Below are 17,039 nucleotides of genomic sequence, written 5' to 3' on the forward strand. Positions count from 1 at the left end.
CCCGTTAAACCTGCCTCTTCACCGCACCGGATGCCGTGGCCCATCAAGATCGCGCCCCCGCCTCCGCGCGCCGAACGGAGGCGGGGGCGCGTTATGACGCTGGGTCAGTCGAGTTCGCCGGACTTCACGCGGTTCAGGAAGGCGGCGAAGACGTTCCCGTTGAATTCCAGCATCGCCCGGTTCGGGTCGGCCGCCTGCTTGGTGTCTCGAACAGCCCGACCCGTGTCGGCGAAGCCAACTTCGACGCAGTTGCCGCCGTTGCTGCCCGACCGGCCCGACTTGCGCCATGTGCTGTACGTATGTTCGGGCATCCGTGTGCCCCTTTCAGGTTAGCTAGCTTCACTCATTGGCTGCCTCCTTCAGCATCTCGCGTGAGTCGTCGGGACTCAACGAGAGCCGATCCAGCTCAGCCACGATGACCGTATAGCGGTCGATGTCTCCGGGGTCTTCCTGGTAGATCGCGCCGCGTTCGTGCTCGACGTAAACGAATGCGGGAGCGTCCTCCTCCGGGAACTGCATCATGACGAAGGATCCGAGCATGGCCGGGTGGGATCCGGCGGAGAACGGCACGATCCGAAGCTCGATGTGATCGAGCTTCGAGCACTTGATCAGGTGTGCGTACTGCTCAGCCATCACTTCCGGGCCACCGACAGGCCGGCGGATGACCGCCTCATTGAGAAAGAAGTGAAGCCGCGGCGGCTGGCCTCCGTCGAGCCGTTGTTGCCGCTCACGCCGCAGGTGCACCTGACGGTGGACTTCGTCATCTCGCATGTCGGCGCGGTTAGCCCGCAGAAGCGCCCGAACGTATCCTTCTGTCTGCAACAGCCCGGGAACGTGTTCGGCTTCGTAGTTCCACAGGTCGAGGGCGTCGGCTTCGAGCCCGACAAATTGCCGGAACCACTCGGGAACGGTGTCGCGGTACGCCGTCCACCAGCCGCGTTGACTCGCCTCAGCCGCCAGTTTCAGCAGGTAATCGACCTTCGAAGCGTCGACATCGTAGAGCTGGCAGAGCGCCCGAACCGTCTGCGCCTTGATCGTCTGCTTCGCCTTCTCGATCTTGCTGACGTTGGACTCGCCCATGCCAAGCCACGCGGCGGCGTCCTTGACCGTCTTGCCGGACTCGTGGCGGAGCTGCCGGAGCATCGCACCGAGTTGCCGACGCCGGACGCTCGGACCGGGTTCTTTCGTCACGGACTTACCTCCACGGGTGATCACGGACGCGGCGAGTGTGGCATGTCGCGAGCTCACAAGAGTCTGGTCCTCCGATCGGGGCAAACTCGGAGCAATCGCGGCCTACTCCCTTGATCGTACGACATGTCGCATGCGACTGTCGCGTTACAACAGTGATCGAGCGACGTTGATTGAACGACTTTCAAGCGAGGAGAATTTTCATGTCGGACATCGATGTGATTGCGCTCGCTGACCTTGTCCCAGTCGGCGTACACCCTGCCAAGTTCGTCCGCGGGCTCGTGTCCGAGCGAAAGACGGTGGTTTGATGCCACATCCGTTTCGCTGGGCGCCGGCCGACGGCGAACGCCACGCCAGCCTTGATCCCGCGCCTCACACCGGTTATCCGACTGGTCTGGTCGTCAAAACGCTGTGCGAGCGTCAATTGCAGGTTGAGACCGGCGATATCCCGTGGCTGTGGAACACCTGCCCGGCCTGCGATGCCAAGGCACATGAGATCGCGCAGAAACCGGTACCGCCTACGGCTGGTGCACGATGAAGCCACTCGACGATGGCCAGCCGGGCCGGATGATCCCGGACGTTGCGGTCGCGGTGGATGCAGAGACCGAAGGCACTGACTCGGGCCACTCTGACGCCGCCAAGCGAGCGCAATTGGCGGGCTATCTCGACAAGCTGACAGCAGACCCGCGCGCTAGCAGCAAGTCCAGTCGCGTGCTGGTCATCGACGCGGAAACGGTGGTGCCTCGTGGCTAACGTGCCGTTGTGGTCTGTGACCGTACTGACGTTCACGCTCGTCTGGACGTTCGTGATCGCTGATCTTGTCGCCGAGTTCCGAAACCCTTACCCCGTGTCGCGTCGCCGAGCGCGCCAAGCGCGCCGCGTCGCCGAGGCAATCCGGTCCAGAGCCGTGAACCGGACTCCCAACGCCTCGCACGGGGCCTCGCCCCACTGCCACTGCGCCCCCGATTGGGCAGTGGGGCGAGTCATGCCACCGGCCGGGGATTCCGTTCCTCCCACCCCGGCCGGTGGCACCCCCGCCCACACCCAACAGAGGAGGTAGCGATGCGGGTAGTACTCGCGCGTCGCCGCACCAGCGGCTCGCTCCTGGATGGCCCTCCGGAGGTTCACGTCTACCAGGTGGCCGACACCACCGGGACGGAACAGCCTCGCACCAACGGCCAAACCGGGCTTCTACATACCGGCGCCGAAAGCGCTCCGGCATTTTGGATCGCGGTGTGCGGTGATCGTCTGGCGCCGGGCGATGCCGAGCTCGTCGAAACCTACGGCGGCACACCCTGCACAACGTGCTACCTCGCCCTCATCTCCGCCAGCGCTATCGCGTCGGTTGGCAGGACCGAGGAATTCTCGCCACCGGTGATCGAGATGCCGAGCGAGTCCGGTTTTGCGATCTCGTGGCGTGAACGGCTCGTCCATCGCGTCACCGTCGACTCACCCCGCAAGGAGTTCGGCGGACGACAGATCGTGGCAGGGCTGTGCGGCCACCTCGGATGGGGACCTGTCGAGAACGCGCCAACGAGATGGCCGGTGTGCACGGAGTGCGACGAAATAGCAGCAGAGAACGAGAAAACTTAGCAATGGCAGGAAAACATCGCCGTACCGGCATAGTCGCATCCGGGGTCATGTGGACCGGCAACCTCAACGAGCAGCCCGATGAGAATGAGCCGATCACGCTCGTAACCGAGCCCGAACCGGCATTGCCGACGTCAGAAGAGCACACGACCGACGGCGAATGCGCCGCCGCGTTGCAGGTGGCCTGCTCGCAGGCCACGCGCTCGCCCGATGTTCTAGCGAAGGTACTCGCCGCGCTGCAGAGGATCTGACCCAAACGCAGCCTCGAAGGGCCAAGTCTCTTACCTCAACCGATCTACGCCTCGACAACCTGGACCACAACTTTCGCTCCCCAGCGAAAATAATTGCCTGGAAAGGAAAAAGGTACACGTTGATGCCTGAAAATTCGTCTACACACGACCGTCCTACCGGTTACTGGGTTGCTTTCGGCTACCAGAACCACATCCTGCCAATCCAGGTCGTAACTGGCCGGGGTGGTCGACTTACCGCGCCATGCGGTGTTCTGACCTGGCCAGCCGACGTCGTGGATCCCGATGACAGGCCGACGTGTTCGGGGTGTGCTGAGTTGGTCCGCACCGGCAAGATCCGGGTCGTGTCCCGGCCCGAGCCGACGTGAAACGGGGCTGGCCGCGTGCCGCCCTGGGGTAAAGGAGCGACACGCGGCCAGCAGCGGAGGACAGCTTGTTCGTCAGCTGTCGTCTTCCGGAGGACGTGGCGGTTTACCGGTCTGCGCTTGTGCCGACCAGTCGCCGAAAACCGGCGGCGCGATCTTCGGCATGCCGAGCTCTTCCCACGTCTCGGTGCCCGGCTCGAAGTACTTGTTGCTGTGCTCTTTGTCCTCGTCGGACTTATCGCCCTTGCCGCGCCCGGCCGCACCCACTCCGCACGCTCCCTGCGAACCCGCCCGGCCGCTTGCACCACCGGCCGCGACCTCGCCGGCCTTCGGTACCGGGCACAAACGTGCCATGCAGGCAGCACAACCGCGCCACCCACAAATCTGCCACCACCGCCGAGCTGCCCGCCTGAAAGTGGACCCGGTGCTGGAACTGGCGGGTCCACCCAAGCCAGATCAGTGCTGCGTGGGGGTGGGAACCTCGGTTCGGGACCGGCCGTCCAGCCGGGGACCTGACCACCTGGTTCTCAGGTGAGAACATGAACAGTCAGTGAGAATCACCAGCCGGGAATGATGAATCTTGTTGGTTCGGACAGGACCGTTGCGGCGCCCTCGAGGTCCGCGAGCCGTGTGGCCAGAGTTGCAGTGGCTAATCGGGAGGGAAGGGCCTCATTGAACTTCAGACCTTTGAGTGCACGCTCGTCGACCTGTGGAAGGCTGAGATGTTCGGATGCATCTGTGGTCCCGTTGCGCCACATTTCTGCCGTGAGGTCAGTACGGAGTCGGATCGAGACGTCGTCGACTCGCTGCTTTTCGTCGGCCAGCCCGAGAAGACTCGCTGCCAGGGTTGCGTTGGCCTTGTAGCCCGCCCAAGTCCACCATCGGATGTCGGTACCGGTGCGGGAGATGACCATTCCCCCTGGATGGGCTTTGAGGCCGTGTTCGCCACGGGTATCGGAGAGGACTCGTTGGGCGCGTTGAGTCAGCTTTACGGGCGGGTCCGCCCCGAGCAGCACATCTCGGGCTGCGCGCGAGAGCGCGAAGCCCGTTCCACCTAGCCCCCCATTGTTCCATCGGGCGCGTCCAGGGCTGTCGGATGGTTCCACGAAGCAGCGTCGGCGTTTCCAGTCGATCCACGTCACTCGCCACCCCCGACCGCCGAGCAGGAGGATCCGGGAACCGTCTATCTTCTCGGTGAGCAGTGAGGGGTCAGTTCGGCCGATTTCCTGGCGGCCTGCTAGCACGGTGAACTCTGGCGCGGCGGTGAACACCGCCATCATGTCCATGAAGTGCCGTCGACCAAAGCGCTTTTCGGCGTGGGGTCCGATGAACAGCAACTCGCCATCTCGGTCGACGAAACTTTCGTCTATGAGGTGCTGCAGGATCGGCTCGCCGCTGCGGTCGAAGGGGGCGAGCCCGTTCCATTCCTCGTACCAGAGTCCTCTGCCGATCTTGTTTTCTTGCAAGCACATTGCAAGCAGTTGTTGAGCGACGATGTGTCTGGGCTCTGGTGGGGGTGTCACAGGCTCCACATAACCGCTGCTCCACAGGTGAAGCAGAGCAGCGGCCCAGAGCAGCTGCCACTCATCGAGTGCCAGGAACAGGCAGTTGCGGGTGGAACCCGCACGCCTGCCAGTCCGGCCCAAGCGCTGCAAGAACGATGCGACGGTCTTGGGCGCATTGATCTGGATGACCCGGTCCAGGTCACCAACATCGATCCCGAGCTCCAGCGTCGAGGTCGCGACGATCACGCAGTCCCGCGCTTCTGCGAACGCCTTTTCCGCACGAGCCCGCTCATCCACGGAAAGCGAGGCGTGCGAAAGGAAAGTTGTCACGCCCAGCAAGCGCAACTCAGCTCCGAGCTGCTCGACAAGAGCACGTGAGTCGCAGAAGACCAGCCGTTTCTCACCTTGATGCAGCGCAGCGATGATCGCTGCAGCGTTCATTACCGAACCCACATAGTCCAACTCAATATCTCCCGGCGAGGGTGTCGTCGCCACGACCTCTGGGGCGACGACGGTGGCGGTCCGGGAAACTCGCCTAGAACCTTGCAGCCAAGCCAGCAGGTCAGCCGGGTTTCCGACGGTGGCAGATAGCCCGACTCGTTGCAGTGGGCGACCTGCTACGCGACTCAGCCGCTCCAGCACCGCGAGCAAATGCCAGCCGCGATCGTCACCGGCTAAGGCATGTACCTCATCGACGACGACTGCTTGCAAGCCCGTGAACAGCTGATGATGCTCGACCTTGACACTGACAAGCATCGATTCCAATGATTCCGGTGTAGTCAGGAGGATGTCCGGAGGATCCCGAAGAATCCGGGCGCGTGCCGCGTCCGCGACATCGCCGTGCCAGACGGCTGCGCGTCGGCCGAGCCAGCCCGCATAGGTCTCGATTCGGGGGAGCAGGTTGTTCAGCAGCGCCTTGAGCGGACACAGGTAGAGTATCGAGATCGGTCGCCAGTTCTTCTGTGACATCTTGGAAAGCAAGGGAAAGCAGGCTGCCTCGGTTTTGCCACCCGCAGTCGGTGCGAGCAGAACCGCGTCATCGCCAGCTATCAACGGGTCGATGGTGTCTCGCTGCAGCGGGAGCAGGTCGCGCCAACCCAGTGTGTTGACGATGTGGTGGACCACGACAGGATCGAGGCGATGCAGAGGATCGCCCGACGAGGCTGACAGCGTCATCCGTTCAGATCCAACTCTATGTCATCGGCAGACTCGCCGTGGCCTGCCGCGAGATTCCGTTCAATGTCGCTGAGATCATCCTTGGCCACGGTCAGTCTGTAATCTCGCCGTGGATCGAAGTCGTCAAACTGGTCTATGCGGTCCAAGACATCGCTGACGAGCTTTTTGAGGAACAGCCGAGGCGCCACTCCCACCTTCCCGCCAAGTTTGCCGCTGACTGCGCGTGCCAGATCGGCGATGTAAGCATCGTCAGCCAGGCTCCTGATCCGCTCCGGGCTGGTCGCCCCCACCTCATACAAGTCGCGGATAGTGCTGCCCAGGTCAACCAGTGACTCCAGGGTGAAACCGCGCAGCCGCACCTGCACAGCGCGGGGGTTGTCGAAGCGCGGATCGGTTGTGAAGTCGGTGGCCAGGCGCTGAGCGAGCGGCGCGAGCCGCTGAACCCCCTGAGGCCCTTCATAGAATGCCTGGGTACCAGTGATCAGCAGGTAGAGTCCGGGGAAACGTCCCGAGTGCACCTCATCGATGAGCTGCCGCAGGGCGTTCAGCGCCTTATCTCGGGCATCCGACCGCATGCGCTGCAGCGTCTCCACTTCATCGAGCACAACGAACAAGCCCGCATGCCCAGCATCTCGCAGCACAGTGAGCAGTCCCTGAAGAAATCCCAGTGCTCCGAAGTGGTCGAGGTTCCCACGCACACCGGCGGCGCGACGACTGGCGGCAGCGACATGCGGCTGTCCGCCCAGCCAGGCCAGGACCGCAGATGCGGCCGGCGCGTCACCGGCGGTGAGCGCGACCCGGTAACTGCGGAGTGCGGAGGCGAACGACGGAGCGCGCAGCGACACCTCAGTCAGACGCTGCGCTAGTAGCTGTTCGACAGCAGCCGGCAGTTCCTCTTCACTTGCCCCCGCAGCAAGAGAATCCTCCTCCAGAGCGTAGAACCAGGAGTCGATGACCGGCCGCAACGCACTGGGCGGAAAACTGGTTGTGGTCAGCCGCTCGGTAAGACGGCGATATACGGTCTCAAGCTTGTGCAGCGGCGTCTCGGTCTCCGAAATCTGGATCTCAGCAAGAGCGAATTTACGTCGCTTTGCCCGGTCTCCCAGCCAGCGGCTGAAGAAGGTTTTGCCGGAGCCATACTCACCTCGCACAGCCTTGAAGGTCGATGCTCCGGAAGCAACCGCATCGAGCTCGGCGTCGAGTGCTGCCTCAAACCGTCCAAGCCCCGTGGCCAGTAAATCCAGCCCGTTGTCAGGGACGGCGCCGCGCCGTAAGGCGTCGATGACATCACGCCGTCGAGCCGCGCTAACCGATGAGGAGGCGAACTCGTGGTTGTGTTGTCCACTCACCCGTCCAGTGTCGCATCTGGTCAGCAGCAGCGAGTCCAAAGAGTCGAACAGGCCTGGCTGCATGGGATTCCCGATTCGGGTGGATTTTGGTATATACAGCGAATCGGGCATGTCGCTTGACGTGCCAGTGGTCGGATTGATCGAATGGTCACCACATAAAAGTTCACAGCAAACGCTCCAGGCGGGGGGAAGGCACAAGTGGGTCTCGACAGCCCCAGGTTGAAAGACGTGCTGGAAGGGATCTGGACGGGGAGCCTGCAACTTCCAGATTTCCAACGCGACTGGAAGTGGGACGACCAACGGATTCGAGAGCTAATCGCTACGGTGACCCTCGACTATCCGCTGGGTGTCGTGATGACATTGGAGACCGGGGGTGAGTCGCCCTTCCGCGCGCGTCCTCTCACGGGAGCCGAAGCGGCACAGACTGTCACACCCGACCACCTGCTGTTAGATGGGCAGCAGCGGCTGACCTCGCTCTTTCAGGCCCTACATCTGGATCGGCCTGTCCGGACCGTGGACGCTCGCAACAAAGAGCTCAAACGCTGGTACTACGTTGACATCGCCAGAGCGGTCGGTTCCGCCGCCGACCGGGATGAGGCGATCGTGTCGGTGCCAGAAGACAAGATGCTACGGTCGGACTTCGCTCGCAAGATCCTGCTCGACCTGAGTACTACCGAGCTAGAATGCGAGGCTGGATACTTCCCGCTGCACCGGGTTTTCGATGTCCAGCAGGTGAACGCCTGGCAGCGGGTGTTCGTTCGACTGGACGATGCTAACTGGGATCTATGGTCGCGGTTCGAACAGTACGTACTGAACCATATCCAGGCGTTCCAAATTCCGATGATCAAGCTTTCCGCATCGACGACGAAGGACGCGGTATGCTCGGTTTTCGAGCGAGTGAACACTGGTGGCGTGCCGCTGAACGTCTTTGAGTTGTTGACTGCCACGTATGCGGGCGACCGTGACTACGAGCTGGCACACGGGGACTACTACCGCCTACCAGATGTGTGGCAGGACATCAAGAAAGGCCTAGCCGCCTCGTACCCAGTTTTCGGACGCCTGGAGAACGGCCTTGATGATGGTCTGAGCAGCAGCGATTTTCTCCAGGCCGTTGCTTTGGTCATGACCTGGGAGCGCAAGCAGGCAGGCTCCACGGCGGCGGTCTCATGTAAGAGACGAGATCTCCTGGATTTGCCTCTGGAGGAGTTCCGCCGCCTTGCTCCGCGTGTGACAAAGGCCTTCGAGTGGGTAGGCGAGTTCCTCAACCAACAGTGCATTGTCCGCGCCGCGGATTTGCCATACCGGACACAGCTTGTCCCGTTGGCCGCAGTGCGCACGATTCTGAACGATAAGACTGATGAATCCGAGCTGCTGGAACGGATCACTCGCTGGTACTGGTGTGGAGTGCTGGGTGAGATGTACGGCGGATCGACGGAGAGCCGTTTTACTCGCGATGTCGAGCAGCTCGTGGTATGGACGCAGGGCACGAGCGAAGCGCCGGACACCGTCACGGAGGCTGTCTTCCTGTCTGACCGCCTTGACAGTCTCACTACCCGGAACAGCGCCGCTTACAAGGGAATCTACGCGCTGCTGATCAAGCAAGGGGCCGTCGACTGGTACTACAACGAGGCACCGCTCAACCCAGGCACCCTCCTGCAACACTCCGTGGACATCCGGCAAGTTTTCCCCAAGAGTTGGTTTACTCGCCAGCAGGTCAACGACTCGCGGGCCAACTCGATCGTCAACAAGACGCCGCTGTCCTACCGCGCGAGCAGAAGCATGACCGGATCGCCGGCGTCCTACCTAACGCTGCTCGCTCAGGAGTCCGGAATGCGCCCCGAGTGGTTCGATGACGTGGTCGGCACGCACCTAGTCGATCCAGTAGCTCTGCACGACGGGGACTTCGATGCCTTCTACTCCGACCGCTCCAAGCAGCTGTTGGAGCTGGTGAATGCGGCCATGGGCAAGCGGACCCTCTTCCGTGACCTGGCGGACCAGTGATCATGAGCGATACGCAGCAGCCAGAGCAGCAGCAACTTCTCGCGCTCAAGGGCGCCACCGTGCGCGTAGCCGACCTTTTGGCGCTTTTCGGCGTACGGTACCGGAATCACCAGAGTGTGCCAATGATCATGGCAGCTTTACGGGAAGCCGGACTCGACACCATTCCCTCCTTCGCCACGTGCAGCAACAACGCCGAGATGCTAGTCGTCGCAGAAGAAGCTGCAGTCGTGGCTGACTACGAGCAAAGCGAGGAGTTGCTACCAGGCACGCTGCCGCAGCACTCATTTAAGATCGGTGACATCCCTTCGGCCCGCAATGGAGTCGATTCCGTCGCGTCGAACGCTTCGCTTGCCCGCGCTACGCATATGATGCGGACCAAGAACTACTCGCAGTTGCCCGTCATCGACGGCATCTCCGATCTACGGGGCGTGATCACCTGGAGTTCGGTCGCCGCTAAGTACGAGACCGGAGCGGTGCTAACTCTGGCAAGTGCGATGGTCACGGACTCTATCCCGGTTGCCGAGGTGCATCAGGAGCTTTTCGCGCATTTGCCAGAGGTGACCAAGCATGGCTATCTCTTGGTCCGGAGCAACAGCGGGCGGTTCACAGGGATCGTGACGGCTGCGGACATCACCGTTCGGTTCGAGACCACAGCACTGCCGTTTTTCCTGGTCGGAGAAATCGAGTTCCAGTTGCGCAAGTGTCTCGGTGCCAAGCTGCCCGCCGACGCAATCCGCGAGGTGCAGACCCGCCAACCAAAGGAACAGCGAACCGGTGATGTCGCGGACCTCCAGTTCGGCGACTACGTCAAGCTACTCAAAGCAGACCAGAAAACCTCAACGGCATGTGCCAACGCAGACAGCAACTGGCGAGCTCTCGGCTGGTCCGGTGTGGACCGCACCCAGTTCGTGCACCAGCTGGACCGCGTGCGGGAGATCCGCAACAAGATCGCGCATTTCGACAGTGAGCCGCTCACGCCACAGCGGATTGGCGAGTTGCGGGAGTTCGCTGGGCTGCTCAAACAGTTGGTCTGAGCTCGAACTGATCCCTTACCAGTGACATGTTCAACCGCAAGGTCCGCCCGTCGGGAAGCGTCTCCAGAGCTTGGACCCCATCGAAGTTCACCAACTGGCGCAGTACTGCGGAGAAACCGTCGGCTCTGCCGGTAGGAAGACCGATACGCTGCGCCAGGGCGGTAACCGGCAGGGTGCCGCCCGCGTCCAGCAAGGCTCGCAGCGCCTTCTCCACCTTCACTAGGTCAGGCTTGCGCGCCAGTGACTGAAGTTGCGCCTGGAAGAGATCCGACGTCAGGAGTTCATCAACCAACGCATCGGCCGGTGAGACCGGCTGAGCGCTGAACAGTGACTCCTTGCTGTCTGGCACGAGAGCCACGTCGAACAACGCAACATTGGATGATTCAGCCTCGGAGCGGCGTTTCTTGGTGGCCCACTTCTGCGATACCGATGAGCTCGCCGAGGTGTTAGCGGTCGATTGCTGTGCTGTGTCCACGCCCGGTGACCACCACCACGGCTGCTGGCGACCGAGCTCACGCCAACCTCTTGGCGGGGCCGCGCCGAATGGCAGCAATGCCAGCAACGGGATGGCGAACTCTGCAAGCGAAGTATCTCCCCGGTAACTGATCTCATGGTCTCCTACGAGTAGGACTGCCCGGCCTCGCTCGGCAGCTAGCTGTAACAGCTCGCGCAGCCCTGTGATGGCACAGGGGCTTTCCGCATTGCTGAGTCTCCATCCTCCGTCGACGAGCTCGTATCCGAGATCGTCGTCGACGGCATTGAGGACGACTCCCACGTGTGCCTGGTCATCGGCCATCGCCTTGTATGCCGCGGTCTTGAAGACACCACCGGGGCGCTCCTCCCACAGGTCATCCTTACCAAAAATCGTGAGTCGCGGATCGCCCAAACGTGAGATGGCGGTGATCATCGGCGGTTCCGCTGCCATCCCGCGCCGGCGCGGGAAGTCGTTCGCGCCCGGCAGAGGGTCATATTCGGCCCAGTCACGGCGCAGTTCCTCACCCAGCCTGGCAGCGATCGCGGCGGTCATCCCGCTCACCACTGCCAGGAGCACTCCACGCTCGCCGGCCTTTATGACCGGCCGGACCACCCGGGTTAAGAACGACTCGGTCGTTAGCACCGTGTCTTCTATTCCTCCGTCGGTCCGTGTTTTCAGCGCGTGCACGAAATTCCGGTCGATTTCTCGGCGCCGCGCACGCACCGCCGTGCAGAGCCCCTCATAGGCAGTCTTCAGTTCAGGTACGGCCTCACTGTCGGCCTCGATGTGTTCCAGCGCCAAGTCAACCCAGCTCGTCTCGGCCAGATGCCGATCGATTCCATCAGTGACGGTTCCGGACTTCGTTACGGGCTCGGCCGCCAGCCATTGTGTGATGCGCTGCGCCATCCTTGCCCGTTCAATGCGGGTATACGCGTGATCGGTCGCCAGCTGGTGCCGATCCAGCTCCTGGACAGCCCGCGCAATGCGTTCGGTGTCCCCGTTTTCCAAGGCCCGTCCTACTGCTACGAATGCAGCGTCCAGCCCTGCTGGCAAGACCGGACTCGCGTTGGCTGCTCGCTCAGCACCGAACTGGCGGGTTAGCGAACTCGCGCGGTCCAGCACGGCTGCCGAGAGCCTGCGGGCTGGGTCCGCGTCTTCGCCACCAGAACGCCCGGTCACCAGCAATGACGTGACAAACTCCTCGCTGGCCCTGCCAAGAGCTTCGGCTAGGGCGTCGAGTGCTTCGCCGTGCCCAGGCGGATCCTCACCGAACCAGCGCTCGGCACGACCGCGCGCACGATAGTCCTCCGCGTCGGCTGAGTCCTTCGCGTGGACCCACAATGCCGCGCACACCAAGCCGAACGCCACCGCATCCGGGCCATGTCCGGCCGTGACCAAAGCTAACAGCGCTTTTCCAGTCTGCCCCCCTTGCTCCGCTTCGCCCAAGAACCTGGTGAGTCCGGCCCTCTCAGGAGCACGCAACGCCAGAAACCGGTCCGGCCCACCCGGGGACAGCGACCATCGCAGGAGCGTGTTCGCGTCCAGCTCGACACCACCAGCCAGACCGGCCGGAAACCGGTGTTGCTGGTCGGGGTCGTAGGGGCCGGCCCCCAGCCGCCGCAGCGCCAGCGAGCCAAGCGCATGGCGGCGAGCCAGCGGTCCGCCCGCCAGTCGAGGCCAACCGCCTGGTGGTGCGGCGTCCAGCAATGCTTCGGCCGCCCAGTTTTCAGCGAACAATCGCTGGTCCATGCCCTGGGCACCGAAAACTGTGCGCACCACTTCCCAAATGTCGACGGCGTTAACGCGCCCTTTGTGTACCCGCGCAAGTGCGTCCGCGCCGAGCTCAGACTCTTCTCGGTCGGTCAGCACCACTAGCACCTCAGGCCCATCCGCCTCTGGCGCAAGGTGACTGAGCACCAGCTCGTACACGGCCAGGGGCGACACCGCGGTAGCAATCCGCGCACACCGATCGCTCCAGCCGAGTTCCGACGCTTCCTCCCAAATCGGCTCAGCTCGGAGCAGCACAACCCTGCGTTTTCCGGACTCCAATTTGGATTGCGCGGCAAGGTACTGCATCACGGTTGCGGTGGTCAACCGCACCGCACTGGTGCCGACCGTCTTGCTCATGTCAGTCCTCCACCACACGCCAGTGGATCTCGATGGTGACTTCCGGTTCGTGGGCGGCTAAGTCGCTAAGCGTCGCGCCGAGTTCTGCGACGGCGCGAGCCGCCGTGGTCCTGCCCCCACCGGAACGAGGCGTCCGGCTGTTGGTGTTCTTAGCGTGCGTCTCCGCTGGCGCGGGCGGGTGGTCTGATGCCGTCGCTGTAGACACCGCATCGTTCGGCGGCTCTGGTGTAGCTGGTGCCGATTCCGGTTTGACTGGCGCTGAGACCGGGGACGCTGCGGCGGTTCGGCTACGCTCCATAACTGCAATCACGGCACGCCGAGCTTCCTGAAGCGCATCGGGCAGGCTTGCGGTCCGCTGGTCAACCTGGGCAGCCCCGCGCAGAGCCTCCAACACTGCCTCACCTTCGGCTCCATACCCGTCGGCGAGGCGCAGCATGTCCCATGCCGCGCTCGCCAGCGCTGCGGCGACCTTCTGCGCTTGGACTATCGACACCCCGTACCGTGAGGCAGGGACGCCGACCAGATCGAAATTAGCGAGCGCTTCCACTGTCTGCTTGGCGCTTCCACTGCCGCTTGCTGCACCTTTGTCCGTAGCCAGCAGTCCATCCAGCAGCGCCAGCGAGCGCCGAGCCAAGGCGAGTCGGCCAGAGTCGTCAGTCTCGTCCAGTCTGAGCAAATCGCCGTATTTTTCCAGCTCTCGCACCAGGTCGGCGGCGTGCGGCTGGAATACGCGTGTCTGCTCAATGATCTGCCGGGCGAATTGGCTGACGATACGGCCGCGCCGCAACGTCGGCGCCTTCTCGCCGAAAATCTCCTCGTATCGTTGCCCGGCTTCGACCCACGCCGACTCATCAGGCAGTGGCTGGGTACGCAGCGCATCCCAGCTCTTGATCTGGGCAAGCTCCGGCGCCGGGTCTAGCAACGCCCTAGAGCGCACCCAAACCCGGTCGTCCATTTCCGCGTACGAGGCGACGACCAAGTTGACGACGTGAGTTTCCAGACCCATCGGCTCGGGTTGATCCAGCCATTCCGTGAGACGTGCGACGGACAGGTCGCCGGTGACCCCTTCGGCGCTAGCCTGTCGGAGGAAGTGGTCCCGCCAACGAGTAGACAGCTCGAAGTATGCCTCTCGCTGCGTGCCGAGGCCGAGCGGAGCGGCGATGCGCTCCATCAGTTCCCGTCGTTCCTTCGGTACTTCGACCCGCCGATCACTGGTTTCTGTCGCGGCGCGGACACAGGCGAAGACCATGCGCACATCAGCCGGGCGGACGGTGACACCCTTCTTCTCGGGGTCCAAGTTGGGGTGTGCGGGGAACTGGTAAGCGAGTAGTTTGCCCGCAATGTGCCTGGCCGCCTCCCGCAACGGTTGCCCGATGGACGGCTTGAGGTCAGGTACATCCCGCAGTGCTTCGAAATGGTCGTCGTGGCCCAGCTCCACATCGGTGGCTTTCTTCTCCGCGAGACCGTAAGCCTGTTTGAGCGTTGCCTTGACCGTCCTGGTTAGCGAGGCGTGCTGGCTTTCCAGCAATGCTTTGGCGCGAGCCCGGTTGTCCGCATTGAGGTGGGAGGCGTACTGGGTCTCGAAGCGCCGCGGATCGGCAAGCGCGTAGTCGATGGTGACCAGGCGCCGAAAATCCTGGAACCGGGCCGCAGACAGATGCGCTGGAATCCACGCCACGGTACGCGGGCGCTCGCCAGGAAGGTCTCGCAGTGACCGCATCCTGTTGACGTCTTCGGCGGGACCAAATTCTCCTTCGTGATACGGCAGGCTGACCATGAGCCTCCATAGGCCCCCATCGTTGGGCGAGAGTTCGTGGTCGTCCACGTCGTCAGGGTCGGCGATCTTGCCGATCATCACTTCGGCCTTGCGTTGCGATCCACGCCAGACCAGGTTCAGCTCGTCCGCTCCCAGCCGTCCGTCGTGCGCCTCGAACCCGATCTCTTCGGCCAGAAGTCGCTTGAGTAATGCCCGTCGGTTGCCCGGGTTGTCGTTGACATTGGCGTTAGCGATGACCGAGTCGACGTCCACGCCGGCCAGTTCCAGGCGCACGCCGGGATTCGCTTGCGTGCCAGTTTCCTTGATCTCTGGGAAGCGGGAGGCCCACTCGGTGACCTTCGACTTGATCGCCCCCACCTCGGCACCCGGGATTGGAGACACGACCGAGCCATGGTTGAGAGCACCCAGCCGGCGGATCGTCAAATCACGCAGCGCTGGGACGCTCGGTGCCAAGGCGGAAAGAAGAAGCGTGCAGATCAGACGGTTGTCACCGATAAAGCTACGGCAGCGCTGTTCGAGCTGAGGATTTTCGACGGTTTCGGGTCGTTTCAGGCTGCGTTCAACATCTTCTTCACTGACGTCGTACGTGCCGAGTAGGTACGGCCGCAGCTTGGTCCGGTACAGCTTGTCCGCAGCCTTGAATTCCGCCTTCAGCTTGTCAACGAACGGTTCATCGCCACCATCCGCGATCACCTGGTAGAGATCTCCCAGTGGGATCAATTGTTCCAGGCGAGCGTGGTTCCGGTGGGCCGCCAGTAGTTGCCCCATCAGCTTGAGGCCGGTCCTGGAACGCTGTAGCGCGGAGGAGATGTGGACCAGGGTGTCCATGAAGGCGGGGGAGAAAGGGTAGGTCAGCCGGAACGATTCCTCGTCCGCTCCGGTCGTTCCTTCCTCTGATCCGAGCAGCACGTCCCAGACGGCCGGCCCCCCAGAACGCTTCGCCTTGACGAATGCGGTTTCGATCTTAGTCTTGGCCTCGCCGTCTTTGGGCTGGAGGAGACGGGCGTGGGCGATCTGCGGGAGGTTGCGATCCTCCAACGTGATCTTGTCAAAGCGGCCAGAGGCGAGGTTGAGGCTATCCTGGATGGCGGTCTCGGCGGAGCCGGAGAGTTCTTCACCAACAAGTTCCCGGAGATCCCGCTGACGTGCGATGAACGACACAATGGGAATCGCGCGACGAGAATCCGAGCCCTCCACGAAGTTCGTAATCTTGTCGGCCTCGCGGGAAACGAACTTCTGGTCGTGAATGCGGTTGGCAAGCCACAGGATCAGCTCGTCCATGAACAGGATCAGGCCACTGTAGCCGAGCGACTTCGCGTGCGCGGTGATGACGGCAAGACCCGCGTCCAGCGAGATGAAGCCGTGCTCGTCCTCAGCTGCGTTCTTGGCGAATCCGGGGAACCAACTCATCGCATCATGGACGAGCTTGGCCCGCAGCTCGGCAGCTGTGGTGGGGTTGACCAGGTCAAGCCCGGACGGCAGGTCGCTGCTGGCCTTCCCGTCCTCGCCACCGTCGTACTGCTCTGCCGCGGCCATGGCTTGGTCGAGGAGTTCGGTGTTCCAGGCGAATGACTCGCCCCACTTGTCGTCCCCCGGCTCCTGCCCCCCAGGCTCCACCTGATCCAGACCGGCGATGAACGTCTCGTCGCCGATCCGTTCCCGCAGCCGCTGGATGTCGGCGAACAACGTGTCCGTTCGATACACCTGCGGAGTCAGAGCTTCAGGATGCAAGGCCTTGACATGCGACACGTACCCGCCAAGAACACGCTGTTCCAACGACTTGGCGCCCAGCATGTGGTACGGCACCAATAGAAACTTCCTCCGCTCTCCAGAGCCGGAGTCGGTAAGCCACCGGTGCTTGTTCAGCAGTGGATCGAACTCAGTCCGGGCAAGGGCCGTCTTGTCGCCAAGGAGCAAGGCATGTAGCACTGCCATGAAGTGCGACTTACCGGAACCGAACGAACCGTGTAGATAGGCAGCTTTGGATGTCTGCCCGTCCAGCGCCGCCCTGATCAACCCGAGGGCTTCGTCAAAGTTCTCCAGTAGCCGCTCTGTGATCACATAGTCCTTGAGCGCACGGGAACGGCCCTCTTCAGTGACCGCCTCGGCGAGCTTCAGGACGAAGTCAGAAGTGGAGATGGACGGCTTAATGTCGATGACATCGCGCAGCAAGGGCGGCTGTTTGGGCGGCATGGCGTCTACCT

Annotated in this window: 13 protein-coding genes; 6 read left to right on the forward strand and 7 right to left on the reverse strand. The window is 62.7% G+C overall.

Features of this window, described 5'->3' with window-relative positions; all coding sequences use genetic code 11:
• Positions 1–104: 104 nt before the first annotated feature.
• Together DL519_RS19895 and DL519_RS19900 are read right to left on the reverse strand one after the other, a co-directional pair.
• Entirely contained in the window at positions 105–311 is a 207-nt protein-coding gene (locus DL519_RS19895; protein ID WP_190816984.1) for a DUF397 domain-containing protein, read from the reverse strand.
• Between the two features lie 28 nt (positions 312–339).
• A complete protein-coding gene (locus DL519_RS19900; protein WP_190816986.1) occupies positions 340–1,143 on the reverse strand; it encodes a helix-turn-helix domain-containing protein in 804 nt (267 codons plus the stop codon).
• Between the two features lie 352 nt (positions 1,144–1,495).
• On the opposite strand from DL519_RS19900, the gene DL519_RS19905 reads away from it, so the two are divergent.
• From DL519_RS19905 to DL519_RS19920, 4 genes are all read left to right on the forward strand, one after another.
• A complete protein-coding gene (locus DL519_RS19905) occupies positions 1,496–1,726 on the forward strand; it encodes a zinc finger protein (RefSeq protein ID WP_190816988.1) in 231 nt (76 codons plus the stop codon).
• A complete protein-coding gene (locus DL519_RS19910) occupies positions 1,723–1,941 on the forward strand; it encodes a hypothetical protein (protein WP_190816990.1) in 219 nt (72 codons plus the stop codon). The genes DL519_RS19905 and DL519_RS19910 overlap by 4 nt, the downstream gene beginning before the upstream one ends.
• Before the next feature lie 384 nt (positions 1,942–2,325).
• Positions 2,326–2,781 carry a DUF3039 domain-containing protein gene (locus tag DL519_RS19915; RefSeq protein ID WP_190816992.1) on the forward strand — a complete coding sequence of 152 codons (456 nt, stop codon included), beginning with the start codon at positions 2,326–2,328 and terminating at the stop codon, positions 2,779–2,781.
• Positions 2,782–2,828: 47 nt separating this feature from the next.
• Positions 2,829–3,029, forward strand: coding sequence for a hypothetical protein (locus DL519_RS19920; protein ID WP_190816994.1), 201 nt, complete (start codon positions 2,829–2,831; stop codon positions 3,027–3,029).
• 437 nt (positions 3,030–3,466) lie between these two features.
• On the opposite strand, the gene DL519_RS19925 is transcribed toward DL519_RS19920, so the two are convergent.
• The 3 genes from DL519_RS19925 to brxD form a co-directional block, all read right to left on the reverse strand.
• Positions 3,467–3,745: a hypothetical protein gene (locus DL519_RS19925; protein ID WP_190816996.1), complete on the reverse strand. Its 279-nt coding sequence runs from the start codon at positions 3,743–3,745 to the stop codon at positions 3,467–3,469.
• A gap of 203 nt (positions 3,746–3,948) precedes the next feature.
• Positions 3,949–6,072, reverse strand: a complete 2,124-nt coding sequence (locus DL519_RS19930) for a DEAD/DEAH box helicase (RefSeq protein ID WP_190816998.1) — start codon at positions 6,070–6,072, stop codon at positions 3,949–3,951.
• A complete protein-coding gene (gene brxD, locus DL519_RS19935) occupies positions 6,069–7,532 on the reverse strand; it encodes a BREX system ATP-binding protein BrxD (protein ID WP_223839302.1) in 1,464 nt (487 codons plus the stop codon). The genes DL519_RS19930 and brxD overlap by 4 nt, the downstream gene beginning before the upstream one ends.
• Positions 7,533–7,619: 87 nt before the next feature.
• Between brxD and DL519_RS19940 the strand changes: the two genes are divergently transcribed.
• Together DL519_RS19940 and DL519_RS19945 are read left to right on the forward strand one after the other, a co-directional pair.
• A complete protein-coding gene (locus DL519_RS19940; RefSeq protein ID WP_190817000.1) occupies positions 7,620–9,422 on the forward strand; it encodes a DUF262 domain-containing protein in 1,803 nt (600 codons plus the stop codon).
• 2 nt (positions 9,423–9,424) lie between these two features.
• Complete coding sequence (locus DL519_RS19945; protein ID WP_190817002.1) at positions 9,425–10,456, forward strand: CBS domain-containing protein; 1,032 nt, start codon at positions 9,425–9,427, stop codon at positions 10,454–10,456.
• Here the strand turns inward: DL519_RS19945 and pglZ are convergent.
• On the reverse strand, positions 10,440–13,058 hold the full coding sequence (gene pglZ, locus DL519_RS19950) for a BREX-2 system phosphatase PglZ (RefSeq protein WP_190817004.1): 2,619 nt from the start codon (positions 13,056–13,058) through the stop codon (positions 10,440–10,442). The two genes, DL519_RS19945 and pglZ, sit on opposite strands and share 17 nt — an antisense overlap.
• 1 nt (position 13,059) lies before the next feature.
• On the reverse strand, positions 13,060–17,028 hold the full coding sequence (pglY, locus tag DL519_RS19955) for a BREX-2 system ATPase PglY (protein WP_190817006.1): 3,969 nt from the start codon (positions 17,026–17,028) through the stop codon (positions 13,060–13,062).
• Positions 17,029–17,039 lie beyond the last annotated feature (11 nt).

This window comes from Saccharopolyspora pogona (genome assembly GCF_014697215.1).
Classification (GTDB): Bacteria; Actinomycetota; Actinomycetes; order Mycobacteriales; family Pseudonocardiaceae; genus Saccharopolyspora; species Saccharopolyspora hattusasensis.